At 71.4% G+C, this 24,845-nt stretch carries 20 protein-coding genes; 8 read left to right on the top strand and 12 right to left on the bottom strand.

Going from position 1 to position 24,845, the window contains the following annotated elements; all coding sequences use genetic code 11:
* Positions 1-126: 126 nt before the first annotated feature.
* The 8 genes from BMY61_RS11120 (at position 127) to adhE (ending at position 10,938) form a co-directional block, all read left to right on the top strand.
* On the top strand, positions 127-1,464 hold the full coding sequence (locus tag BMY61_RS11120) for a hypothetical protein (RefSeq protein ID WP_042441907.1): 1,338 nt from the start codon (positions 127-129) through the stop codon (positions 1,462-1,464).
* A 17-nt stretch (positions 1,465-1,481) separates the two neighbouring features.
* Entirely contained in the window at positions 1,482-2,855 is a 1,374-nt protein-coding gene (locus BMY61_RS11125) for a type I glutamate--ammonia ligase (RefSeq protein WP_280520998.1), read from the top strand.
* Positions 2,855-3,970 (top strand): amidohydrolase family protein, encoded by a 1,116-nt coding sequence (locus tag BMY61_RS11130; RefSeq protein ID WP_042441420.1) that lies wholly within the window; start codon positions 2,855-2,857, stop codon positions 3,968-3,970. The genes BMY61_RS11125 and BMY61_RS11130 overlap by 1 nt, the downstream gene beginning before the upstream one ends.
* A 176-nt stretch (positions 3,971-4,146) precedes the next feature.
* A complete protein-coding gene (locus tag BMY61_RS11135) occupies positions 4,147-6,750 on the top strand; it encodes a glycosyl hydrolase (RefSeq protein WP_042441905.1) in 2,604 nt (867 codons plus the stop codon).
* A gap of 71 nt (positions 6,751-6,821) precedes the next feature.
* Entirely contained in the window at positions 6,822-7,205 is a 384-nt protein-coding gene (locus BMY61_RS11140; RefSeq protein WP_236655788.1) for a 5-carboxymethyl-2-hydroxymuconate Delta-isomerase, read from the top strand.
* Positions 7,206-7,209: 4 nt separating this feature from the next.
* Positions 7,210-7,614 (top strand): tRNA (N6-threonylcarbamoyladenosine(37)-N6)-methyltransferase TrmO, encoded by a 405-nt coding sequence (gene tsaA, locus BMY61_RS11145; RefSeq protein ID WP_143094270.1) that lies wholly within the window; start codon positions 7,210-7,212, stop codon positions 7,612-7,614.
* A 77-nt stretch (positions 7,615-7,691) separates the two neighbouring features.
* Positions 7,692-8,186, top strand: coding sequence for a MarR family winged helix-turn-helix transcriptional regulator (locus BMY61_RS11150; protein WP_052438208.1), 495 nt, complete (start codon positions 7,692-7,694; stop codon positions 8,184-8,186).
* A gap of 136 nt (positions 8,187-8,322) precedes the next feature.
* Positions 8,323-10,938, top strand: coding sequence for a bifunctional acetaldehyde-CoA/alcohol dehydrogenase (adhE, locus tag BMY61_RS11155; RefSeq protein WP_042441418.1), 2,616 nt, complete (start codon positions 8,323-8,325; stop codon positions 10,936-10,938).
* 80 nt (positions 10,939-11,018) lie between these two features.
* Here the strand turns inward: adhE and BMY61_RS11160 are convergent, their stop codons facing one another.
* From BMY61_RS11160 to BMY61_RS11215, 12 genes are all read right to left on the bottom strand, one after another.
* The gene (locus tag BMY61_RS11160) at positions 11,019-12,215 is read right to left on the bottom strand and encodes an MFS transporter (RefSeq protein WP_042441416.1); all 1,197 of its coding nucleotides are present in this window, start codon (positions 12,213-12,215) and stop codon (positions 11,019-11,021) included.
* A gap of 75 nt (positions 12,216-12,290) precedes the next feature.
* On the bottom strand, positions 12,291-12,899 hold the full coding sequence (locus BMY61_RS11165) for an ArsR/SmtB family transcription factor (RefSeq protein ID WP_042441414.1): 609 nt from the start codon (positions 12,897-12,899) through the stop codon (positions 12,291-12,293).
* A gap of 67 nt (positions 12,900-12,966) precedes the next feature.
* A complete protein-coding gene (locus BMY61_RS11170) occupies positions 12,967-13,614 on the bottom strand; it encodes a leucine-rich repeat domain-containing protein (RefSeq protein ID WP_042441412.1) in 648 nt (215 codons plus the stop codon).
* 121 nt (positions 13,615-13,735) lie between these two features.
* On the bottom strand, positions 13,736-14,629 hold the full coding sequence (gene pssA / locus BMY61_RS11175; protein WP_042441410.1) for a CDP-diacylglycerol--serine O-phosphatidyltransferase: 894 nt from the start codon (positions 14,627-14,629) through the stop codon (positions 13,736-13,738).
* On the bottom strand, positions 14,616-15,272 hold the full coding sequence (locus BMY61_RS11180; RefSeq protein ID WP_042441408.1) for a phosphatidylserine decarboxylase: 657 nt from the start codon (positions 15,270-15,272) through the stop codon (positions 14,616-14,618). The genes pssA and BMY61_RS11180 overlap by 14 nt, the downstream gene beginning before the upstream one ends.
* A 362-nt stretch (positions 15,273-15,634) precedes the next feature.
* Positions 15,635-16,843 (bottom strand): acyl-CoA dehydrogenase family protein, encoded by a 1,209-nt coding sequence (locus tag BMY61_RS11185; RefSeq protein WP_042441406.1) that lies wholly within the window; start codon positions 16,841-16,843, stop codon positions 15,635-15,637.
* Between the two features lie 89 nt (positions 16,844-16,932).
* Positions 16,933-17,436: a MaoC family dehydratase gene (locus BMY61_RS11190; protein WP_042374384.1), complete on the bottom strand. Its 504-nt coding sequence runs from the start codon at positions 17,434-17,436 to the stop codon at positions 16,933-16,935.
* An 8-nt stretch (positions 17,437-17,444) separates the two neighbouring features.
* The gene (locus tag BMY61_RS11195) at positions 17,445-18,407 is read right to left on the bottom strand and encodes an HpcH/HpaI aldolase/citrate lyase family protein (RefSeq protein ID WP_042441405.1); all 963 of its coding nucleotides are present in this window, start codon (positions 18,405-18,407) and stop codon (positions 17,445-17,447) included.
* Positions 18,404-20,449: a protein meaA gene (locus BMY61_RS11200; protein WP_075003844.1), complete on the bottom strand. Its 2,046-nt coding sequence runs from the start codon at positions 20,447-20,449 to the stop codon at positions 18,404-18,406. Before BMY61_RS11200 ends, BMY61_RS11195 begins: the two co-directional genes overlap by 4 nt.
* A gap of 18 nt (positions 20,450-20,467) precedes the next feature.
* Positions 20,468-21,805 carry a crotonyl-CoA carboxylase/reductase gene (ccrA, locus tag BMY61_RS11205; RefSeq protein WP_042441898.1) on the bottom strand — a complete coding sequence of 446 codons (1,338 nt, stop codon included), beginning with the start codon at positions 21,803-21,805 and terminating at the stop codon, positions 20,468-20,470.
* Positions 21,806-22,189: 384 nt separating this feature from the next.
* Positions 22,190-23,005, bottom strand: coding sequence for a TetR family transcriptional regulator (locus tag BMY61_RS11210; protein ID WP_052438206.1), 816 nt, complete (start codon positions 23,003-23,005; stop codon positions 22,190-22,192).
* A 20-nt stretch (positions 23,006-23,025) separates the two neighbouring features.
* Positions 23,026-24,801, bottom strand: coding sequence for a 3-hydroxyacyl-CoA dehydrogenase family protein (locus tag BMY61_RS11215; RefSeq protein ID WP_042441401.1), 1,776 nt, complete (start codon positions 24,799-24,801; stop codon positions 23,026-23,028).
* Positions 24,802-24,845 lie beyond the last annotated feature (44 nt).

The following is a 24,845-nucleotide window of genomic DNA, read 5'->3' on the forward strand; positions in this document are numbered from 1 at the left end:
CTGGGAATGTGACAAGTTGCCGTATGACGGGGAAGACTGCACCGCGTGACGTCCCGGAATCCGCGTGACCGTGATGCCGATATCCCTGCCGCCCGTGTGGCCCGGCTGCCCCGCCCCAAGGGGCACGTGCGCCGGACGCCGCCGGCTGACCTGCCCGGGCCGGGCAGCCTCGCGCCCCCGGCGCGGCGGTTGCTCGCGGACGCGGTGCGGATCGCCCGCTGGGCGGGCGAGCTCGCGGCGGTGGACCGCCGTGGGGACCTGATGCCGACCGATGCCGCGGACGCGGCGACCGCGCTGGGCCTGACCGTCGACCAGGCCCTGGCGGCCTGGGAGCGGGCGCGGCTGACGGGGCTGGTCGAACTGCGGGGTGCCGGGGCCGGCCCCGGCTGGCGGTTGCACGCCTGGGCCCACGACGACGAGGCGGTGCTGCGCGGCTGGGCCGCGCTCTTCGACGCGTGGACGCTGCTGGTCTCCGTCCCGGACCGGGCGCTGACCCGGTTGGCCGGCCAGGCCGTCGACCACGCGCCGCAACTCCTCTCCTTCCTGCACCTGGTGGACGGGCCCGTCGCCGAGACGGAGCTGCTGGAGCTGCTGCGTCGCGGCATGGAGGAGCAGTGGCACGCCGGCCTGCACCCCACCGCGGTGACGCCGGTGCCGCACGCCGCGCTCGCGGTCTCCGCGGTGCGCGCCGACGCGCGCGACGGGGACGCGGCGCTGCCGCCCTCGCAGGGCGAGGTCGTGGCGGTGCTGCGCTGGATGCTGGACGGCTTCAGAGCCGTCGGAGCCGTGGTCCGCAGACCCCAGCCCGACGAGGAGGACAGCTTCGAGCTGACCCCGCTCGGCCACTGGGCGGTGCGGGCCAAGCTGGAGGAGATCTGCACGGTCGCGCAGACCGCCGCCGGACACATCGAGCAGTCCGCCCTCGAGCTGCTGGGCGCCTGCGCCGGCTACTCCCCGGGCCCGGCGCGCGCCGAGTACCGGGCCTGGTTGGCGGCCCGTCAGGTGGACCGCGCCGTCGCGGACCTGCTGGACGTCGCGCGCGGCGAGGACGCGCTGCTGCGCGGCCTCGCGTTCGAGGCGCTGCGGGTCGCGGGGCAGCCCGCCGAGCCGTCCGTGCGGCACGCGCTGGACGAGCCGATGCTGCGCCCTTACGCGCTGCTGTGGCTGGCCGAGCAGAGCGACGAGGGCGTGCTGCCCGCCGACGTGCTGGGGCAGCAGGACGCCGCCTGGCTGTGGGTGGACACGGGCGCGGCGGTGCTGGAGCACGGCGACACCGGCATGCTGGTGCGGCACGTGCAGGGCGCGGCCGACGGGGATCCGGGGCGCCTGTTCGCTCTCGCGCGCCAGGTGGGTCACCCGCGCGCCGGGCATGTCCTGGCGGCCGTGGCGTCCGCGCACCCCGATCCTGGAGTGGCACGGGCCGCCCGGCGCAGCGCGTTCAGCGTGCACGACGGCGGCGCCTGACGGACCAGGAGGCGCAGGTGGACCAGGGCGGGGTGCCGCGGGCAGGGGACCAGTCACGTGAGGAGGCCCGCGCGGAGGCGCGGCTGACCGCCGCCCGGCTGAGCGGCGAGGGCGTCGTGGCCCTCGCGCTCACCTGGGTGGACAACGCCGGGATCGCCCGCGTCAAGGGCGTCCCGCTGCGGCGGCTGGCGGAGGCGGCCGTCGAGGGCGTGGGGATGTCGCCCGTCTTCGACGTCTTCCTCGTCGACGACACGATCACCACCAGCCGCTACCTCGGGGGCCCCGACGGCGATCTGCGGCTCTTCCCGGCGCTGGACCGGGCGGTGCCGCTGGCCGCACAGCCCGGATGGGCCTTCGCGCCCGCCGACCGGTACCGCCAGGACGGTCTGCCGCATCCGGCCTGCCAACGCCGCTTCGCCGCACGGATGGTGGAGCGGGCTGCCGAGCGCGGCCTGAGTTTCCGGGCCGCCTTCGAGACCGAGTGGATCGTCCGCCGCGCGGACGAGGACGGCCTTCCCACCGACGGCCTGCCGACCGACGGGCCCGCCTACGGCCTGCACCGCGTCACCGACTGCTCCGACTACCTGCGGGACCTGCTGCTGGCCCTGGAGGCCCAGGGGTTGACCGTGCAGCAGATCCACCCCGAATACTCCGCCGGGCAGTTCGAGGTCTCGGTGGCCGCGAGGGACGCGCTGGGCGCGGCCGACGACGCGGTGCTGGTCCGGGCGACGATCCGGGGCGTCTCGGCCCGGCACGGCCTGCGGGCGTCCTTCGCTCCGGCGTTCGAGCCGGGTGGCGTCGGCAACGGCGGCCACCTTCACCTCAGCGCCTGGCGCGAGGACCGGAACCTGCTGGCCGGGCAGGCCCTCACTCGTGACGGGGAAGCGTTCCTGGCGGGCGTGCTGCGCGAGCTCCCGGCCCTGCTCGCGCTGGGCGCGCCCAGCCCCGCCAGCTACCTGCGGCTGGTGCCCTCGCACTGGGCGGGCTGCTTCCAGTGCTGGGGCGTGGAGAACCGCGAGGCCGCGCTGCGCCTGGTCCAGGGCCCGGACGAGCAGGCGAACGTCGAGGTCAAGTGCTTCGACCAGGCGGCCAACCCGTATCTGGCGGTCGGCGGCGTGATCGCGGCGGGGCTCGCGGGGCTGGACGCCGAGGCGGTGCTGCCCGAGCCGGTCCAGGGCGACCCGGCGCTGCTGCCGCCGGAGCGGCAACCGGCCCGACTGCCCACCGGCCTGGACGAGACGCTGACGGCGTTCCGCGCCTCCACGGTGCTGCGCGACGCCCTCGGCGACGTCCTGTTCGAGGCCGTCGCCGCCGTCCGCGCCGCCGAGAACGCCGCCTACGGCGGGCAGCCGTCGGGCGCCGTGATCGCCGCGACCCGGTGGCGGTACTGATGCCCGCCGACGGCTCCGAGGTCGGCCGGGCGCTGGTCGACCAGCACTGCCACAGCGTCGTCGGGACAGAGCTCGCCGCGGCCGCGTTCGCCTCGCTGCTCACCGAGTCGGACCGGCCGTCGGCCGTCGGCGCCTCGCCGTGGGACTCCGCGCTCGGGCTGGCCGTGCGGCGCTGGTGCGCGCCCGTCCTGGGCCTGGAGCCGTTCGCTCCGGTCGAGGCGTACCTGGAGCGTCGGCGGGAGTTGGGCGTGGCCGAGGCGACGCGGCGGCTGCTGCGCGCGGCCGGGCTCTCGGCGTGCCTGGTGGACACCGGGCTCACCGAGGCGGCCGGGCTGCCGCTGCTCTCCCCGGAGGAGCTGGGCGGCCTCGCGCACGCGGAGGTGCACGAGATCGTCCGGGTCGAGTGGGTCGCCGAGCGGGCCACCACGCCCGACACCGCCGCGCACACCTGGGCGGAGACGGTCTGCGCGGCGCTGCGCCGGGCCGCGCGGCACGCGGTCGGGCTCAAGTCCGTGGTCGCGTACCGGTGCGGACTGGACTTCGACCCGACGCGGCCCTCGCCCGCCGAGGTGGCGAACGCGGCGGCGGAGCACCTGTCCGCGGGCGCCGGCCGGCTGACGCACCCGGTGCTGCTGCGGCACCTTCTCTGGGAGGCCGTCGACCTCGGCCTGCCGCTGCAACTGCACACCGGCTTCGGCGACCCGGACCTCACGCTGCACCGCAGCGACCCCTCGCTGCTGACCGCCTTCGTGCGGGCCGTGGAGCCGTACGGGACGCCGCTGGTGCTGCTGCACGGCTGGCCCTACCACCGGCAGGCGGCCTGGCTCACGCAGGCCTTTCCGCACGTCCACTGCGATCTCGGCCTGACGCTCACCCATGTCGGCACCGGGGCACGCCGCGTGCTGGCGGAGACCCTCGAACTGGCCCCGTTCCACAAGCTGTTGTTCTCCACCGACGGCTACGGTCTGCCCGAGCTCCACCTCGTGGGCGTGGCCGCGTTCACCGACGCCCTCGACGCCTGGCTGGGCGAGGCGCTGCCGGTGGCGTCCGAGGCTACGCGCGTCGCCTCTCTCATCTATGGAGAAAACGCCCGAAGGCTCTACAAACTCTCCTGAGTCGACGTGAGTTGGACAGGTGACTCACCGGTATCAGTAACGTTTGCGTAAACCGTCAGTCCTTTCCGTAGCTGTCACCCTCGCGAGTGTGGTCAAGTCGCTCGCGGCCTGTATGACGGGCCGTGCACGGCGCGCACCAACCGGTGGAGAACACCCACACTCCCGGGGAGGACCCGTTGACCACACCGCACCGCGGCAGAAGGCGCATTGTCCTGCTGACCACTGCCATCGCCGCCGCAGGCGGGCTCGTGGCCACCACGCCCGCGATCGGCATGCCGATCCACCACCGCCACATGACCAGCGGCGGCATGCACGCCCAGGTCAACGGGGGCGGTGACGACGGCGGCGGCGAGGAGTCGGACTCCATCCAGGAGGGCGCCGACCAGCGCACCGAGGAGCGCATGTCTCCCGGTGTCGTGAACCCCGGCGCCTACGGCGCAGCCTGGGCCTCGATGCAGAACCTGCCGCGCACCGGCGGGGACTGGCGTCAGGTCACCAAGCTGCCCTACAACTCCGACGACCCGCGCTACCGCGACTACAACTCCAACTCCACGGCCGGCATGGGCAACGTGACCGGCCGCGCCTCGGCCGTCGTCGCGGACAACCACGGCAACGTCTACGCGGGCGCGGCCGGCGGCGGCGTGTGGCGCTCCACCACCGGCGGCGGCGACTGGAAGTCCATCAGCGACCAGCTGCCCGCCCAGGCCACCGGCGCGCTGGCCCTCGACGGCAAGGGCCGCCTGTGGCTCGGCACCGGCGAGGCCACCACCAACGCCGACGCCTACCTGGGTGCCGGCGTCTACATGCTGGACGACCCGGCGCACAGCCGCTTCTCGCCGCACGACCGCATCGGCGGCGACGAGCTGCAGAGCAGCAGCATCCACGAGCTGCGCATATCCGGCGACAAGATCTGGGCCGCCACCACCGAGGGCCTGTGGTCGCACTCGATCACGAACCTGCGCGGGCCCTGGAAGCTGGAGTTCGCGCCGAACCCGGACTACCTGCCCGGCCACTCGAAGGCGGGCGACCCGAACGCCGCCTACGAGAACATCGTCAGCGACGTCGCGTTCGACCCGGCCGACCCGAGCCACGTGCTCGCCGCCGTCGGCTGGCGCTCCGGCACGCTGGCCAACGGTTCGAACTACAACGGCTACTACAGCAACACCGGCGGCACCTGGCAGCTCGTCACCTCCGGGATGGGCGACCTGCCGACCGACGCCGGCGACGTGGGCGCGGTCACCTTCGCGGCCTCCGCGGACCACCAGCGCTACTACGCGATCACCGAGTCCCCGGCCTCGCTGGCCGCGGGCGGCGGCCTCGGCGGCATCTACGTCTCCAAGTCCGGTTCGCCCTTCGGCCCGTGGACGCTGATCGCGGACGCCGCCAAGCTCGCGGCCTCGGGCTCGGCGCTGAGCAACGTCGGCGGCCAGTCCTGGTACGACGAGTCGCTGACCGTGGACCCGAACAACCACGACCACGTCTACGCGGGCCTGGAGGAGGTGTTCCAGACCACCGACGGCGGCGCCACCTGGACCACCCCCGGCATCTACTGGAACTTCCCGCTCGCCTGCTGGAGCCTCGACCCCAACGCCCAGTCGGGCACCTGCTCGCAGACCACCCACCCCGACCAGCACGGCCTCGCCATCGGCAGCCTGAACGGTCAGAGCTACGTGGTCGCGGCCAACGACGGTGGCCTGTACAAGCGTCCGGTCAACGGCCAGGCCGACTCCCTCGGCCACGCCACCGACTGGACCTCGCTCAACGACGGCACGATCGACACCCTGCAGTACTACTCCGTGGGCGTCGGCACCGACCCGGCGGGCAAGGGCGTCGTCGTCACCGGCGGTCTGCAGGACAACGGCCAGTCGGTGCTGCGCGGTTACGGCTCCAAGGCCGTCGACACGGTGATGGGCTCCAACTTCGGCGGCGACGGCGGCATGACGCTGGTCGACCCGAAGAACGGCTGCAACGAGGCCCAGGAGTACGTCTACCTGGAGATCAACGTCACCCAGAACTGCGCCGTCAACAACGGCCTGGGTGCGCCGACCACCTACGACGTGCCGCCGCCGGACCAGGCCAACTCCGCGGCACGCTTCATCGCCCCGTTCTCCGCGGACCAGCTCAACCCGAACACCTGGGTCGCGGGCGGCCAGCACGTCTGGGTCGAGAACCAGGGCTTCGGCATCCGCTCGTCCTCGCAGTGGACCAGCGCGTTCGACCTCGGCGCGGGCCACGTCGCGACGGCCGTCGCCTCGTCCGGCGGCAAGGTCTACGCGGCCTGGTGCGGCCCGTGCAACTCGCAGGGCTTCACCCACGGCGTGGCGGTCGGCAACGCGGACGGCACCGGCTGGTCGCAGCTGACGCTGCCCGCCAACCTGCCCAACCGCTACATCAGCGACCTCACCATCGACCCGGCGGACAGCTCGCACGTCTACATGACGTTCAGTGGCTTCTCCCGTGAGTGGAACGAGGGCCCGGGTGCGGGCATCGGCCACGTCTTCGAGTCCCACGACTCGGGCGCGACCTGGACCGACATCTCCGCGAACCTGCCGGACGTCCCGGTCAACTCCCTGTCGCTGACCCCGCAGGGCGGCCTCCTCGTCGGCACGGACCTCGGTGCGGTCTACCGCGCCCCGGGCCGCACGAAGTGGCGCGCGATCGCCGAGCTGCCGGCGGTCTCCGTCGACCAGATCCTGCTCGGCCCCGACGGCCGCGTCTACGCGGCCACCCACGGCCGCGGCATCTACGCGATCGAGCTGCGCGACCTCGGCCGCGACTGATCGCACCCGGCGCACGAACCGGATCCCCCGCCCTGTTCCCGGGCGGGGGATCCGTCGTTTCCGATAGCGTCGTGGACGACCTGTCGCCCGCACCGGAGGTTTCCGTGCCGCAGATCCTCGTCGACCACTCCGCCGAACTCCACTTCGACCGCCAGGCCTTCGCGAAGGAGCTGCACCCGCTCGTCGCGGAGGTGATCTCCAGCGACATCGCCGACTGCAAGACCGTCTTCCGCCCGGCCGCCGACCACCTCGTCGGCGACGGTTCCACGCAGCGCCCGCTGGTGCTGGTCGAGATCAAGCTGCTCTCCGGCCGCAGCACCGAGCTGCGCGCCGAGCTCACCTCCCGGGTACTCACCCTGCTGGAGTCCCACGTCACCGCCCCGGTCTCCCTCGCCGTCGAGGTCACCGAACTGGACCGGGCCACCTATCGCGCAGTCCACGCGGCGGGGGAGTAGCCGGATGAGCGACTACCGGATGCGTCCCGTCGGGCACGTCGAATCACCGCTGACCGACCGGTCCACGGCACCGCGGCAACCGGACGAGGGTGCGCCCGACGCCTGGCTGGTCTTCGAGGACCGGTTCGCCCCCGCGCTGCAAGGTCTGGCACCCGGCCAGGACATGCTGCTGTTCACCTGGCTCGACCGCGCCGACCGGGACACCCTGGCCGTGCACCCGCGCGGGGACGCCGACCGTCCGCTCGCCGGCGTCTTCGCCACCCGCGCCCCCGACCGTCCCAACCCGATCGGCCTGCACGACGTCCACATCCTGGCCGTCGCCGGTACCCGGGTCCACGTGCGCAACCTGGAGGCCCTCGACGGCACACCGATCCTCGACCTCAAGCCGGTGCTCACCCGCGACCGGTGAGCATGCACCGCCCCGGAGGGTAGTCGGTGACCCACGGGCTGTAGCGTGTGCCTGGTCCCCTGGGGAAGGAGCGCATCATGCCCGCTACCGCCATCAGCATCGAGACCGCCGCCGACGCCGTCGCCGACGAGCGCGTGCAGGCCTTCGGCGTGCTGTTGACCGCCGCTGCGCGGCTGGAGCGGTTGCTCGGCCTGGCGATGGAGCGGGAGAGCGGCATCTCGCACGCGATGTTCGAGGTGCTGCTGCGGCTCGCCGCCGCGCCCGACGGGGTGACCATGGGCGACCTGTCCCGCGACGCCGTGCTGACCAGCGGCGGTGCGACCCGGCTGGTGGACCGCATGGTCGACGCGGGCCTGGTGCTGCGGCGGCGCTCCCGCACCGATCGTCGGATCAAGGTCGTCACCATCACGCCGCTCGGCGAGCGCAAGCTCGCCGAGGCCGCCCAGCGGCACGCCCGCGCGATCGACGAGCACGTCTTCCAGGTCCTGGAGCCCGAGCAGCTGGCCGCGACCGTCGCCGGCCTGGACCGGCTCGGCCACCACGCCGAGGAGGCGCTGCCGCCGCTCGGGTAGGACCGGCGTGAGGGCGGAAGGGGCCGAACGTCCCGACCGGGACGCGGCCAAGGCCCGTACTGCGCGGCGGCGGCGAGGAGCACGGTGGAGGTAACGAACCGAACGGCTCCCTTCCACTGCCGAGGTGACGAGCGCCATGCCGAAGCCCACCGCAACCCCCACCCCCGCCGAGGCCGTCGACGCCCTCGTCGCCCTCGCCCAGGGCGCCCTGCGCGCCTATGACGGTTTCACGCAGGAGCAGGTCGACCACATCGTCAAGAAGGCCTCGCTGGCCGCCCTCGCCGAGCACGGTCGCCTGGCCCAGCTGGCCGTCGAGGAGACCGGTCGCGGCCTGTTCGAGGACAAGGCGGTCAAGAACCTCTTCGCCTGCGAGCACGTCACCAACTCCATGCGCGAGCTGCGGACCGTCGGCGTCGTCAGCCGCGACGAGCTGAACGGCGTCACCGAGATCGCCGAGCCCGTCGGAGTGGTGTGCGCGATGACGCCCGTCACCAACCCCACCTCGACCACGATCTTCAAGGCGCTGATCGCGCTGAAGACCCGCAACCCGATCGTCTTCGCCTTCCACCCCTCCGCGCAGCGCTGCTCCGCCGAGGCCGCCCGGATCGTGCGCGACGCCGCGATCGAGGCCGGCGCGCCGGCCGGGTGCGTGCAGTGGATCGAGCAGCCGTCGATGGAGGCGACCGGCCTGCTGATGAACCACGACGGCGTCTCCACCATCCTGGCCACCGGCGGCAACGCGATGGTCCGCGCCGCGTACTCGTGCGGCAAGCCCGCCCTCGGCGTCGGCGCCGGCAACGTCCCGGCCTACGTGGCCAAGGACGCCAGGCTGGCCCGGGCGATCCACGACATCACCCTCTCCAAGGCCTTCGACAACGGCATGATCTGCGCCTCCGAGCAGGCCGTCATCCTCGACACCGAGGTCTACGAGGCCGGCCTCGCCGAGTTCCGGCGCCTGGGCGCCCACGTGCTCAGCGCGGCGGAGAAGGCCAAGCTGGAGGAGTACGTCTTCGGCGTCACCGCCGGCGGCGCCAACTGCGGTGGGGCGAAGCTGAACGCGGCCGTGGTGGGCAAGTCCCCGCAGTGGATCGCCGAGCAGGCCGGGTTCGAGGTGCCCGAGGACGCGGCGATCCTGCTGGCCGAGTGCGCCGAGGTAGGCCCGGGCGAGCCGCTGACCCGCGAGAAGCTCTCCCCGATCCTCGCCGCGCTGCGCGCCTGCGACACCGCGCACGGCATCGAACTGGCCGCGCAGATGGTGGAGTTCGACGGGCTGGGCCACTCCGCCGCGATCCACACCGAGGACGAGGCGCTGGCCGAGGAGTTCGGCAGGGCCGTCAAGGCGGTCCGCGTCATCGTCAACGCGCCCTCCACCTTCGGCGGCATCGGCGACGTCTACAACGCCTTCCTGCCCTCGCTGACCCTCGGCTGCGGCTCCTACGGCCACAACTCGGTGTCGAGCAACGTCACCGCGGTCAACCTGCTCAACATCAAGCGGATCGGGCGGCGCAACACCAACATGCAGTGGTACAAGGTCCCGCCGAAGATCTACTTCGAGCGCAACTCGCTGCGCTACCTGGGCGAGATGGCCGGCATCCACCGCGTCTCGCTGGTCACCGACAAGACCATGGGCGCCATCGGCTTCGTCCGACGCGTCACCGAGATCCTGAACTCCCGCAAGGAGCCGGTCGCCCTCCAGGTCATCGACAACGTCGAGCCCAACCCCGAGCTGGAGACGGTCGTCCAGGGCGCCGCGATGATGCGGGACTTCGAGCCCGACACCATCATCGCGCTGGGCGGCGGCTCGCCGATGGACGCCGCGAAGATCATGTGGCTGATGTACGAGCACCCCGAGGTGGCCTTCGCGGACACCAAGGAGAAGTTCTTCGACATCCGCAAGCGCGCCTACACCTTCCCGCAGTTGGGCGAGAAGGCGCAGCTGGTCGCGATCCCGACCACCTCCGGCACCGGCTCCGAGGTCACCCCGTTCGCGGTCATCTCCGACCCGGCCGCGGCCCAGAAGTACCCGCTGGCCGACTACGCGCTGACCCCGTCGGTCGCGATCGTCGACCCGGTGCTGCCGATGAACCTGCCGCCGACCGTCACCGCCGACTCCGGATTCGACGCGCTGACCCACGCGACCGAGGCCTACGTCTCCGCCTATGCCAGCGACTTCACCGACGGCCAGTGCCTGCAGGCGATCCGGCTGATCTTCGAGAACCTGGAGCGCTGCGTCACCGACGGCGCCAAGGACCCCGAGGCGCGCGAGAAGATGCACAACGCGTCGACGATCGCGGGCATGGCCTTCGCCAACTCCTTCCTGGGCCTGGTCCACGCGATGGCGCACACCCTGGGTAACACCTTCCACGTCGCCCACGGCCGCACCAACGCGCTGCTGCTGCCGCACGTGATCCGCCACAACGGCACGGTCACCCACAAGGCCACCCCGTGGCCCAAGGCGGAGACCTACCGCGCCCCGGAGCGCCTGGCCGAGATCGCCCGGATGCTGGGCCTGCCGGCCTCCACCACGGCGGAGGGCGTCGAGTCCTACGCCAGGGCCGTGGAGGAGCTGCGTGACCGCTGCGGCATCCCGCGCTCCTTCCAGGCCGAGGGCGTCGACGAGCAGGCCTTCCTGGCGGCCCTGCCGCAGCAGGCCCTCAACGCCTATGCCGACCAGTGCGCCCCCGCGAACCCGCGGATGCCGATGATCGACGACATGAAGCGCCTGATGACCCGGGCCTACTACGGCAGCTGAGCGCCGTCCGCCCCGCGAGACCCCGAAGTGCCCCGCCGCGAACCCGACCGCGCGACGGGGCACTTCGGCGTCCGCCGCCGTTACGCGAGCGCGGGCCGAACGACGCGCTGTGCGCGGCGGGTGACCAGGTAGAGGGCGCTCAGTGCGAGGAGGGCCGCGCCACCGAGGGCGATGTCCCGGTAGAAGACGGTGGTGATCAGTGCGGAGCCGGTGGCCATGCCGAGAGCCTGGCCCGCGGTGGTGAGGAAGACGTCGGCGCCGGAGACCCGGCCCAGCAGCTCGCTCGGGGTGGTGAGCTGAACCGCCGTCATGGAGCCGACGATGATACACGGCAGGGCGAAGCCCAGCAGCAGCGCGCCGGTCAGCACGACGGGCGTGACCGGGACCGCGAAGGCGAGCGCGCCGCCGCAGCACAGGGCGAGGCCCAGCGCGGTGAGGCGGCCCGCGCCGAGGGGCTTGATCAGCGCGCCGACCAGCAGGCCGCCGACGACGCCGGACACGCCCATCACGGTCACCAGCACGCCCATCCAGGTCGGCGCCCGGTGCAGACCGACCGTCACCACGGCGAAGGCGAGCGTCTCGAACATGCCCGCCACGAAGAGGCCGACGAAGAGCGCGGTGCTCAGCTGGCGCAGCGAGGTGGTTCGCAGCAGGAAGCGGAAGCCCGCTGTGGTCTCCGTGCGCCAGTTGGCGGAGCTCGGCACCGGGCGCGGGTCGTCGACCTTGACGAAGGCCCAGCACAGGATGCCGGCGGCGAAGGAGGCCGCGTCGACCGCGGCCACCGCCCCACCGCCGAAGGCGGCCAGCAGGCCGATCCCGAGGGCCGGCGTGATCAGGCGCTGGCCCTGGGTCAGCGCCTGCGTCAGGCCGTTGGCGGCGCCCAGCAGCTCCGGCTCGACCATGGCGGGGAGCAGGGCGGTCGTCGCGGAGCCGGTGACGGACAGGGCGAGGCCGTTCACGAACATCACCGCGTAGATCAGCCAGACCTGTCCCGGGCCGTGCACGAGGGTGAGGCTCAGCACGAGGAGCCCGGTGACGGCGTTCGTGGCGAGCAGCAGCGGCTTGCGCCGCATGCGGTCGACGAGGTAGCCGCCGGCGGGCGAGAGCAGCGTGCCGAGGATCAGGCTGAGCATGCACAGGCCCGCCTGCGCGGTCGAGCCGGTGAGCTCCTTGACCCAGACGCCCGAGGCGAGCCAGAGGGCGTAGCCGCCGATGGTGCTGAGGGTGGTGCCGAGGAAGTACAGCCGCATACGGGGCTGGGCGAGCAGGGTGCGCATGGAATCTCCCACAGTCAAGGCATGGGCATGACAGGCCGACCCTCGTCGCTGGACAGGGCCGTGGTGCGGTGGGGCTCAGCTCTCCGGGCTCGGCTCGGGCTCGCCGAGGGTGAACGGGACGGCGGACATGACGACCTCGAACGGCAGCGAACCCTCGGGGCGCGCGCCCCGGTCCTCGATCCGGTCGTAGTAACGCATCACGACGGCCAGCAGCTCGTCCTTGACCTGCTCCATCTCCTCCGGCGTCACGAAGAGAATCGCCTGACTCTCGCCGGCCGCGCGGCGCACGGCCTCGGGGTACTGCTCGCGGGTGAGCTGGAACCGGCGCCGCCGCTCGGCCCAGCGCTCGCTGAGCACCTCCGAGAGGGCGGACGCCGCCTGGGCCACGCCGGGATCCTCGTCGTCCTGCTCGAAGGTCATCCCGACACCGTCCAGTCGCCACGGGCGTTCGCGGCCCGCGCCGCCCTCGGCCTGCGTGACGTACCCGTGCGAGGCGAGCGTCCGCAGGTGGTACGAGGCATTGGAGGCGTTCCCGCCGACGAGGGCCGCGGCTTCCGTCGCCGTCAGCGTCCCGTGCAGGGCGAGCGCCTCCAGCAGGGCCATCCGCGTCGGATGCGCCAGCGCGCGCAGGCTCCGCGGATCCTGGACGGACCTCAGCGGCGGGGTGGGCTCGGATCGGCTCATGGAAGGAGCGTAGCGAGCCGCGCGACCGATGGAAAGAGTTCTTTCGAAAGAACTCTTTCGATACTGCTCAGGCCAGCACGAAGCACCCGCGGGCGGAGAGCCCGGCAAGCAGCGGCGCGTCCGGGTCGACATCCGTCCAGCGCAGGTCCAGCTTCTCGAGCGAGGGCAGTCCGGCGATCCAGTCGGGCAGGGTGGCGATCCGGTTGCCGCGCAGGTCGAGGTGGCGCAGCCGTGGAAGCGCCCGGAGGGCGTCCGGGACGGCGGTGAGGGCGTTGTCGCGCAGGTGCAGCTCGCGCAGGTGGACCAGGCGCCGCAGCGAGCCGGGCAGGGCGGTCAGGCCGCAGCCCTGGGCCCGCAGCTCGAGCAGGGCCGTCAGGTCGCCGACCGACTCCGGCAAGGCGCGGAGCGGGTTCTCGCCGACGTTGAGGTAGCGGAGCCCGGTGAGCCGGCCGAGGGAGTGCGGCAGAGCGGTGAGGCGGTTGTCGTGCAGGTAGAGGAAGTCGAGGGCGTCGAGAGCGCCCAGTTCCTCCGGGACGGCGGTCAGCGCGTTGTGCCCGAGGTCCAGGACGCGCAGCCGTCGCAGCGTGCCGATCCGGGCCGGGAGGGAGACGATCCCGGTGTCGGCGAGGATCAGCGCCTCGACCGCCGGGTCTGCCCACGCCTCCTCCGGGACCTCGTCGAGGCGTTGCCGCCAGAGGTTGATCGTCGTTCGCACGGTCGCCGATCGTAGCGGAGCGGCAGCGGTTCGGGTGGGACTGCGCGCTCGAGTGTCCTTCCGCGAACGCCAAGGGCCCGGGACGGAATCCGTCCCGGGCCCCCGGCGTTCGTGGCGAGGCTCAGTTCGTCGCGCTGCGCGCCTCCGCGCGCTTGGCGCGGACGTCGCCGACCTTGCGGCGGATGACCATGAGCGGGGCCATCAGCGCCAGGGCGACCTGGAGCGAGGCACCGATCTGCAGCAGGGTCGCGCCGCCGGGCAGGCCCGTGGCCCACGCGGTGAGGCAGCCCATGGAGACGACGATCCAGCACAGCGTGGCCGTGGCCAGCTTGCCCTGGGGCTTCGGGTACTCGACCTGGCTGACCATGAGCGCCGAGACGGCCACGATGCCGACCGCGCCCAGCGCGAACGGCGGGTTCAGCAGCACGATGGAGATCACCGTCAGCGCGCCCATCGGCGAGGGCATGCCCTGGAAGACACCCGGGCGGGCCGCCGTGCAGGAGAAGCGGGCCAGGCGCAGCACCACGGCCAGCAGCACCATGATCGCGATACCCGCGCTGACGCGGTGGTGCGCGCCGCCCGCGGTCATGCCCCAGACCACGACGAAGTACGCCGGGGCGATGCCGAAGCTGATCAGGTCAGCCAGGTTGTCCAGCTCCGCGCCCAGCGCGGACGAGCGGAGCTTGCGCGCCACCAGGCCGTCGAACAGGTCGCACATCGAGCCGATCAGCAGCAGCGTCACCGCGGCCGCAGCACTACGGCGGTCCCCGCTCGTCGCCACACCGGTGAGGTGCGGGATGAGGACGCCCGTCGTGGTGCAGTAGATCGCCAGGAAGCCGCAGACGGCGTTGCCGAGCGTGAACAGGTCCGCGGTGGAGAGGTGCTGCGGCGAGAGCGGACGGCGCAGCTCGCGGTCGCGCGCCCAGCGCAGCCGGCGGACGACGCGCTCGATCTCCTCGTCGTCCTCGTCCTGGTGGGACTGGTGCGAGTAGGCCTCGGGGTCAGTCACGGTCAAGGCGGGTCACCCCTGCCGTCGTCTTCTGGCCCACCTCGACACCGGGCTCCACGCCCGCCGGGAGGTAGGTGTCCACGCGCGAGCCGAAGCGGATCAGGCCGACCCGCTCGCCGCGCCCGACCTTGGTGCCGCTGGTGACGTAGGGGACGATGCGTCGGGCCACCGCGCCCGCGATCTGCACCATCTCGATGTCGCCGAGCTCGGTGTCGAAGTGCCAGACGACGCGCTCGTTGCGGTCACTGTCCTTGTTGAACGCCGGGACGTAGCCGCCGGGCACGTGCTCGACGGAGCGGACCACGCCGTCCAGGGGGGCCCGGTTGACGTGCACGTTGAGCGGGCTCATGAAGATCGCCACGCGGGTGCGGCCGTCGGGCCAGGCGTCGATGCTCTGCACCACGCCGTCGGCAGGAGAGATGACCCGGCCGGCGCCGAGCTCGCGCTCGGGGTCGCGGAAGAACCAGAGCATGCCCGCGCTGAGCGCGGAGACCGGTACCGCCGCCAGAGCCCACTTGCCGTTGCGCCGGGTGAGGGCGGTGCACGCGGCGGCCGTGAGCACGGTCGGGACGAGCCAGGGGGACGCACCACGGGCCAGGGTCACGCGCGGCCGGGTGGCGTCGGTCGAATGGGACGGACGAAGGGGCATCGAAGACCTTTGTCGCGACCGACAAGGTCGCGGTGTCGAGGGGTTCGGGGACGGATGTGTCATTGGCGACACACGGTCGTCCGAGGGGATGCTATCGGCAGCAGGTGGTGCCGTAGCAAGCTCCGGGAACCCGGGTGGGGTGCTCCCGCGTTTCTCTCTGCTCCGCCAAGGTAAGCCGGTGAGGGGGCCAGGGCCAAGGGTTGTGGGCGAACGGTGACAAAGCACTCAGGTCGCTGGCACGCAAGGCAGTTGGGCAATACACGAAAATGGGGGCGCGAACCGTGTGATCCGCGCCCCCACGTTGCCGAAATGCGCTGTGCTCCCCAGCCCGCGCCCCGGCAAGTCTCCCCTCGCCGTGCGAGTTACTCGGCGAGCTTGTATTCCTCCAGCAGGCGGCGTCCCACGATCATTTTCTGGATCTCCGCCGTACCTTCACCGATGAGCAGCATCGGGGCCTCGCGGTAGAGGCGCTCGATCTCGTACTCCTTGGAGAAGCCGTAGCCGCCGTGGATCCGGAACGAGTCCTCGACGACCTCCTTGCAGTACTCGGAGGCCAGGTACTTCGCCATGCCGGCCTCGAGGTCGTTGCGCTGGCCGGAGTCCTTCTTGCGGGCCGCCATCACCATCATCTGGTGGGCCGCCTCGACCTTGGTGGCCATCTCGGCCAGCTTGAACTGGATCGCCTGGTGCTCGGCGATCTTCTTGCCGAAGGTCTGCCGCTGCTGCGCGTAGCGGATGCCCAGCTCGAACGCGCGCTGCGCGACACCGCAGCCACGGGCGGCGACGTTGACGCGGCCTACCTCGACGCCGTCCATCATCTGGTAGAAGCCGCGGCCGGGGACGCCGCCCAGGATCCGGTCGGCGGGCAGCTTGACGTCCTCGAGCACCAGCTCGGTGGTGTCGACGCCCTTGTAGCCCATCTTCTCGATCTTGCCGGGGACGGTCAGGCCCGGGACCGTCTCGTTCGGGCCGAAGCCAGGCGTCTTCTCGATCAGGAAGGTGGTCAGGTTCTTGTACGGGGAGGCGTGGCCCTCGTCCGTCTTGACCAGGCAGGCGATCACGGAGGACGTGCCACCGTTGGTCAGCCACATCTTCTGGCCGTTGAGGACGTAGAACTCGCCGCTCTCGTCCTTGACGCCCTTGGTGGAGATGGCGGAGACGTCGGAGCCCAGACCCGGCTCGGACATCGAGAAGGCGCCGCGGATCTCGCCGGTGGCCATGCGCGGGAGGAAGTAGTCCTTCTGCTCCTGCGTGCCGTGGGCGTTGATCATGTAGGCCACGATGAAGTGGGTGTTGATGATGCCGGACACCGACATCCAGCCGCGGGCGATCTCCTCCACGGTCAGCGCGTAGGTCAGCAGCGACTCGCCGAGGCCGCCGTACTCCTCCGGGATCATCAGGCCGAAGATCCCCATCTCCTTGAGGCCCTCGACGATGTCGGTGGGGTACTCGTCGCGGTGCTCCAGCTCGGTGGCGACCGGAATGATCTCCTTGTCGACAAAGCTGCGAACGGTCGCGAGGATCTCCTGCTGGATCTCGTTGAGACCTTCGGTCTGGGCGAGGCGTCCCATGGATCGTGTCCTTCTCTTCTGACCGGCCTGTCCGGGCGCTCCACGGGCGTGGCATACACCGTGGAGCGCCCGAGCACTGTGGGGGAGGGTTACGGCTGCTCGCGCAGCTCGGGGCGGCCGGGCTGGTCGCCGCCGCGCTCCTTGAGGTACTGCTCGGTGGGGACCATCACCTTGCGACGGAAGACGCAGACCAGCGTCCCGTCCTGGTTGTAGCCCTTGGTCTCGACGTAGACGATGCCGCGGTCGGGCTTGGAGGTCATCTTCTTGTCGAGGACCTCGGTCTGGCCGTAGATCGTGTCGCCGTGGAACGTCGGGGCGACGTGCTTGAGCGACTCGATCTCCAGGTTGGCCAGGGCCTTGCCGGAGACGTCCTCGACGCTCATGCCGAGCAGCAGCGAGTAGATGTAGTTGCCGACCACGACGTTCTTGCCCTGCACGGTGGTGGTCGCGTAGTTCGCGTCCATGTGCAGCGGGTGGTGGTTCATCGTGAGCAGACAGAAGAGGTGGTCGTCGTACTCGGTGACGGTCTTTCCGGGCCAGTGCTTGTAGACCGCGCCGACCTCGAACTCCTCGTAGGTGCGTCCGAACTGCATGGCTGGCCTCAGCTCTCGGGAATCTCGAACTTGGTGGTGCGCTGCATGCCGGCGGCGCGGCCCTTGCCGGAGATGACCAGGGCCATCTTGCGGGAGGCCTCGTCGATCATCTCGTCGCCGAGCATCGCGGAGCCCTTCTTGCCGCCCGCCTCGGAGGTGCACCAGTCGTAGGCGTCGAGGATCAGCTCCGCGTGGTCGTAGTCCTCCTGGGAGGGGGAGTAGACCTCGTTGGCCGCGTCGACCTGGCCGGGGTGCAGCACCCACTTGCCGTCGAAGCCAAGCGCGGCGCTGCGGCCGGCGACCTCGCGGTAGCCGTCGACGTTCTTGATCTGCAGGTAGGGGCCGTCGATGGCCTGCAGGTCGTTGGCGCGGGCGGCCATCAGGATGCGCATCAGGATGTAGTGGTACGCGTCGGCCGGGTAGCCGGGCGGCTGCTCGCCGACGACCAGGGACTTCATGTTGATGGAGGCCATGAAGTCGGCCGGGCCGAAGATGATCGTCTCCAGACGCGGGCTCGCCTCGGCGATCGCGTCGACGTTGATCAGGCCCTTGGCGTTCTCGATCTGCGCCTCGATGCCGATCTTGCCGACCTCGAAGCCCATGGTCTTCTCGATCTGCGTCAGCAGCAGGTCCAGCGCGACGATCTGCTGGGCGTCCTGGACCTTGGGCAGCATGATGCAGTCCAGGTTCTGGCCCGCGCCCTCGACGACGGTCACGACGTCACGGTAGGTCCAGTGGGTGGTCCAGTCGTTGACGCGGACCACGCGCGTCTTGCCGGTCCAGTCGCCGTTGTTCAGGAAGTCGACGATGGTGTGGCGGGCGCCCTCCTTGGCCAGCGGCGCGCAGGCGTCCTCCAGGTCCAGGAAGACCTGGTCGGCCGGGAGGCCCTGGGCCTTCTCCAGGAAGCGCGGGTTCGAGCCGGGGACGGCCAGGCAGGAACGGCGCGGACGGAGGCGGTTGACGTTGCTCATGAGGCGAGGGTCTCTTCCTTCTGAGTCTTACGGGTGGTGAAGATCGGGTCCAGGCCGTGGGCCAGACGGATCTCGTCGACGATATGGCCGATGATCGCGGTGATCCCGAAGTCCTTCGGAGTGAACACCGCGGCCACGCCCTGGGCAAGCAGGGCCTGCTCGTCCGCGGCCGGGATGATCCCGCCGACGACGACCGGCACGTCCTCGGCCCCGGCGCGTCGCAACCGCTGGAGCACGTCCGGCACCAGCTCGGCGTGGGCGCCGGAGAGGATCGACAGGCCGACGCAGTGGACGTCCTCGGCGATCGCGGCGGCCGTGATCTGCTCGGGCGTCAGCCGGATGCCCTGGTAGACGACCTCGAAGCCGGCGTCGCGGGCACGGACGGCGATCTGCTCGGCGCCGTTGGAGTGGCCGTCCAGGCCGGGCTTGCCGACCAGCAGCCGCAGCTTGCCGCTGCCCAGCTCCTGCGCGGTACGGGCGACGGCCTCTCGCACCGTGAGCAGCTCGGAGCCGCTGTCCGGGTCGATCACGCCGGTGATCGGCGCGCCGCCGACGCCCGTGGGCGCCCGGTACTCGCCGAACACGTCGCGCAGCGCCTGCGACCACTCGCCGGTGGTGACGCCGGCGCGCACGCAGGCCAGGGTGGCGGTCATCAGGCTGGCGTCGGTCTGCGCCTGCGCCTTGAGCTCGGCGAGCGCCGCCTGCGCGGCGGCCTCGTCGCGCGCGGCCAGCCAGCCGGCGAAGGCCTCGGCCACGGCGCGCTCGGCGTCCCCGTCCACCACCATGATCGCGGTGTCCAGGTCGGCCGTCAGCGGGCTGGGCTCGGTGGTCTCGTAGCAGTTGACGCCGACGACCTTGTCCTCGCCCGACTCGATCCGGCCGCGGCGCTCGGCGTGCGAGGCCACCAGCGCGGCCTTGAGGTAGCCGGACTCGACGGCGGCCACGGCCCCGCCCATCTCCTGCACCTTGGCGATCTCGGCCTCGGCGCCGGCCAGCAGCTCGGCGACCTTGGCCTCGACCACGACGGAGCCGGTGAACAGGTCCCCGTACTCCAGCAGGTCGGACTCGAAGGCCAGCACCTGCTGGATGCGCAGCGACCACTGCTGGTCCCAGGGCCGGGGCAGACCCAGTGCCTCGTTCCAGGCGGGCAGCTGCACGGCGCGGGCGCGGGCGTCCTTGGACAGCGTGACGGCGAGCATCTCCAGCACGATGCGCTGGACGTTGTTCTCCGGCTGCGCCTCGGTCAGGCCGAGCGAGTTGACCTGGACGCCGTAGCGGAACCGGCGCTGCTTGGGGTCGGTGACGCCGTAACGCTCCAGCGTCACCTTCTCCCACAGCTGCGCGAAGGCCCGCAGCTTGCACATCTCCTCGACGAAGCGGACGCCCGCGTTGACGAAGAAGGAGATCCGGGCGACGACCTCGCCCATCTGCTCCGGCTTGACCTGGCCGCTGTCGCGGACCGCGTCGAGCACGGCGATCGCCGTGCACATCGCGAAGGCCAGCTCCTGCACCGGCGTGGCCCCGGCCTCCTGCAGGTGGTAGCTGCAGATGTTGATCGGGTTCCACTTCGGGATGTGGGCGACCGTGTACGCGATCATGTCGGTGGTCAGCCGGATGGAGGGCCCGGGCGGGAAGACGTGCGTCCCGCGCGACAGGTACTCCTTGATGATGTCGTTCTGGGTGGTCCCGGTCAGCTTGGCGATGTCCGCGCCCTGCTCCTCGGCGACCACCTGGTACATCGCCAGCAGCCACATGGCCGTGGCGTTGATGGTCATCGAGGTGTTGGTGCGCTCCAGCGGGATGCCCTCGAAGAGGGTCCGCATGTCGCCCACATGGCTGACCGGGACTCCGACCCGCCCGACCTCGCCGCGGGCGAGGACGTGGTCGGGGTTGTAGCCGGTCTGCGTCGGCAGGTCGAAGGCGACGGAGAGGCCCGTCTGACCCTTCGCCAGGTTCTTCCGGTACAGCTCGTTCGAGGCGGCCGCGGAGGAGTGCCCCGCGTACGTCCTCATCAGCCAGGGCCGGTCCCGATGGACAGTCATCTTCGTGGACTCCGACTACTACTCGCCGCGGAAGCGGTTGATGGCCGGCAGGTGCTTGGCGCGCAGCTCGTGGTTGGTGACGCCGAGGCCCTCCTCGGGCGCCAGGCACAGCACGCCGACCTTGCCCTGGTGCTTGTTGTGGTGCACGTCCAGCGAGGCCTGGCCGGTCTCGGCGAGGGTGTAGGTCTTCGACAGCGTCGGGTGGATCTTGCCCTTGGCGATCAGACGGTTGGCCTCCCACGCCTCGCGGTAGTTCGCGAAGTGCGAGCCGACGATGCGCTTGAGCGACATCCACAGGTAGCGGTTGTCGTACTGGTGCATGTAACCGGAGGTGGACGCGCAGGTCACGACGGTGCCGCCCTTGCGGGTGACGTAGACCGAGGCGCCGAAGGTCTCGCGGCCCGGGTGCTCGAAGACGATGTCGACGTCCTCACCGCCGGTCAGCTCGCGGATCTTGCCGCCGAAGCGCTTCCACTCGCGCGGGTCCTGGTTGTGCTCGTCCTTCCAGAACTTGTAGCCCTCGGCGGAGCGGTCGATGATCGCCTCGGCGCCCATCTCCTCGCAGATCTTCGCCTTGGCGGGGCTGGAGACGACGCAGATCGGGTTGGCGCCACCGGCCAGCGCGTACTGGGTGGCGTAGGAGCCGAGGCCGCCGGAGGCGCCCCAGATCAGCACGTTGTCGCCCTGCTTCATGCCGGCGCCGTTGCGGGAGACCAGCTGGCGGTAGGCGGTGGAGTTGACCAGGCCCGGGGAGGCGGCCTCCTCCCAGGTGAGGTGCTCCGGCTTGGGCATCAGCTGGTTGGACTTGACCAGCGCGATCTCGGCCAGACCGCCGTAGTTGGTCTCGAAGCCCCAGATGCGCTGCTCGGGGTCCAGCATGGTGTCGTTGTGGCCGTCGGCGCTCTCCAGCTCGACGCTGAGACAGTGGGCGACCACCTTGTCGCCGGGCTTCCATGCGTGCACGCCCGGCCCGGTGCGCAGCACCACGCCCGCCAGGTCGGAGCCGAGGACGTGGAAGTCCTGGTTGTGACGCGCGGTCTCGGGCGAGAGGCGGCCATAGCGCTCCAGGAATCCGAAGGTGGAGACCGGCTCGAAGATCGAGCTCCACACGGTGTTGTAGTTGACCGCGCTGGCCATCACCGCGACCAGGGCCTCGCCCGGGCCGAGCTCCGGCAGGGCGATGTCGTCGAGGTGCAGGGACTTGCGCGGGTCCTTGTCGCGGCTCTCCTGGCCCGCGAACATCTCCTGCTCGTCCTTGTGGAGCGTGATCGCGCGGTAGGACTCCGGGAGCTCCAGTGCCGCGTATTCGGCGGCGGTGGTGTCCGGGTTCTGGATCGCGGCGAGGATTTCCTTCATGGCTGCCATGGCTGCCTCCGGCGGCGTACCTGCTGAGGGATGCAGGGTGCGTCAATGGGACGGGGGGGTGGTGCATGGAGTCGCCGGGAGCGGACGCCGGCTGTCTCGTCAGTCGCGAAGCTTGGGTGTGTTTCGAGCTTGGGGCCTGCGCAGGGGTGGCGCGCGGGCGGTAGGTCGAGGCGCGCCGGGTGGGGAGCCGCGGCGCCGCGACCAGTGGGTAACAACGTACTGGCACCCTGTGCCACTCGTAAAGACACTGCGTGCCACCATTTGCATCGAGTGTCACGTGAGTGTCATCACGTTGCAACACGACACAAGGGCGCCCTGTCGGATGTGACGGGACGCCCTTGTGGAGGGTTGCGAAAATATGGCTCTGAGCTGCGGTTATACCTCGTTCTGGCCGGTCAGGGCGGCGCGGATGCCCGCCATGACCTCGTCCAGCGGTGCGTCCGCACGGGCGACGGTGATGACGTAGTCGCTGCCGCTGCTGGCACCCGGTGCCAGCTGGAGTGCCGGGCGGTCGCCGCGGCGGGTGGTCAGGTCGCCCCAGAAGGTCCGCCGGATCGCCTCGAAGGCGTGGTCCAACTGGGACTCCACCTCGCCCCGCCCGCCGGCCCGCAGCCAGCGGCGCAGCACGTGGTTGTGGGCCGCGACGACGGCCGCCGCCGAGACCTCGGCCAGCATCGCGTCGTCGCCCTGGTCGGTGTCGAACCGGCCCAGCAGGTAGCGGGTGAAGAGCCGCTCGTAGCGGGCGACCACCGCGATCTCGCGCTCGCGCAGTGTCGGCACCTGGCGGATCAGCCGGTAGCGGGCCACCGAGACCGCGGGGGTGGCCGCGTACATCCGCAGCACCTCCTTGATGCCCCGGCAGACCACGTCCAACGGATGCTCGCTCGGATCCGCGCTGGCCAGCAGGTCGGCGACCCGGACCAGGGTGTCGTCGTGGTCCGGGAAGATCGCCTCCTCCTTGGACCGGAAGTACCGGAAGAAGGTGCGCCGGGCCACGCCCGCCGCGGCGGCGATCTGGTCGACCGTCGTCTCCTCGTAGCCCTGGGAGGCGAACAGGTCCATGGCCGCCGCGGCCAGCTCCTGGCGCATCAGCTGCCGTTGGGCCGTCGCCCGGCGGGCGGGACCGCTGGCCGCCTCGCTCGTCAGGCCCGACACGCCCGCCTGCTCCAGCAGCTGCTCTTCCGTGGTCATGACCGGAAGGCTACCTGGCCTCATCGACGCGCGTGGTCGCGAAAGCCGCGGCCGGTCTTGCGGCCCAGGCAGCCCGCGGTCACCAGGTGCTCCAGCAGCGGCGCGGGCGCCAGGCCCGGCTCGCGGAACTCCGCGTGCAGCACCTTCTCGATCGTCAGCGAGACGTCCAGGCCGACCACGTCCAGCAGCTCGAACGGGCCCATCGGGTAGCCGCAGCCGAGCTTCATGGCGGTGTCGACGTCGTCGACCGAGGCGTAGTGCTCCTCGATCATGCGGACGGCGTCGTTCAGGTAGGGGAAGAGCAGCGCGTTGACGATGAAGCCGGCCCGGTCGCCGCACTCCACCGGGTGCTTGCGGACCTTGGCGCACAGGTCGAGCACGGTCGCGGTGACGTCCTCGCCGGTCAGGACGGTGCTGACGACCTCCACCAGCTTCATCGCCGGGGCCGGGTTGAAGAAGTGCATGCCGATGACGTCCTGCGGGCGGCTGGTGGCCGTCGCGCACTGGATCACCGGGAGGGAGGAGGTCGTGGTCGCCAGCACCGCGCCCGGCTTGCAGATCTTGTCGAGGGTGGCGAACAGCTCGCGCTTCACGGCCAGGTCCTCGGCGACGGCCTCCAGGACCAGGTCGACGCTGTGCAGGTCCTCGTAGCTGCCGCTCGGAGTGACCCGGGCCAGCGTGGCGTCGCGGTCCTCCTCGGACAGGCGGCCCTTGGCGACCATGCGGTCCAGCGACTTCTGGATCGCCGCCTTGGAGCGGTCGGCCTTCTCCTGGCTGCGGGCCACCTGCGTGACCGTGTAGCCGGCCTTGGCGAAGACCTCGGCGATGCCGTTGGCCATCGTGCCCGAGCCGCAGACACCGACGCTGCGCACCTCGCGGCCCGCGACGCGCACCTTGGCGGTGGCGCCCTCCTCGGCCACGACCTCGGAGGAGCCGGGGGCGGCGTAGCTGTAGAAGCCGCGGCCGGACTTGCGGCCCAGCAGACCGGCGGCGGAGAGCTGGCCCAGGATCGGCGCGGGCGCGTGCAGTCGGTCGTGCGACTGCGCGTACATCGCCTCCAGCACGGTCTTGGCGGTGTCGACGCCGATCAGGTCCAGCAGCGCCAGCGGGCCCATCGGCAGGCCGCAGCCGAACCGCATCGCGGCGTCGATGTCCTCGCGGCTGGCGTAGCGCGACTCGAACATCGCGGCGGCCTGGTTCAGGTAGGCGAACAGCAGCCCGTTGACGATGAACCCGGCCCGGTCCCCGGCGGCGACCGGCGACTTGCCCAGCGAGCGCGCGAACTCCGCCACGTCCTCGGCGGCCTGCGGGTTCGTCAGCACCGTGCGGACCACCTCGACCAGCTGCATCACCGGGGCCGGGTTGAAGAAGTGCAGGCCCAGGATCCGTTCCGGACGTCCGGTCGCGGCGGCGATCCGGGTGACGGAGAGGGCGGTGGTGCCGGTGGCGAGCACCGTCTCCGGCGGGCAGATCTTGTCGAGCTCGGCGAAGATCTCACGCTTGAGCTCCAGCTGCTCCGGCACCTCCTCGATCACGAGCTGGGCCTCGGCGGCGGCGGAGAGCTCGTCGGTGACGCGGATCCGCGCCAGCAGCCCGGCGCGCTCCTCCTCGGTGAGCCGGCCACGGCGCACGGAGTGCGCGGTCGCCTCCTCGATCCGGGTCCGGGCGGCGTGCGCGTCGGCGGCGGACGCCTCGATACCGATCACCTGCCGACCACTGCGGGCGACGATCTCGGCGATCCCGGCACCCATGGTGCCCAGGCCGACGACGGCGACGGTGGGAAAGGGACTGGTCATGGCGTGACTCCTGGGAAGCAGGGAGTACGCCGCGGTCGTTCCGC

The organism is Streptacidiphilus jiangxiensis (assembly GCF_900109465.1).
Taxonomy (GTDB): Bacteria; Actinomycetota; Actinomycetes; order Streptomycetales; family Streptomycetaceae; genus Streptacidiphilus; species Streptacidiphilus jiangxiensis.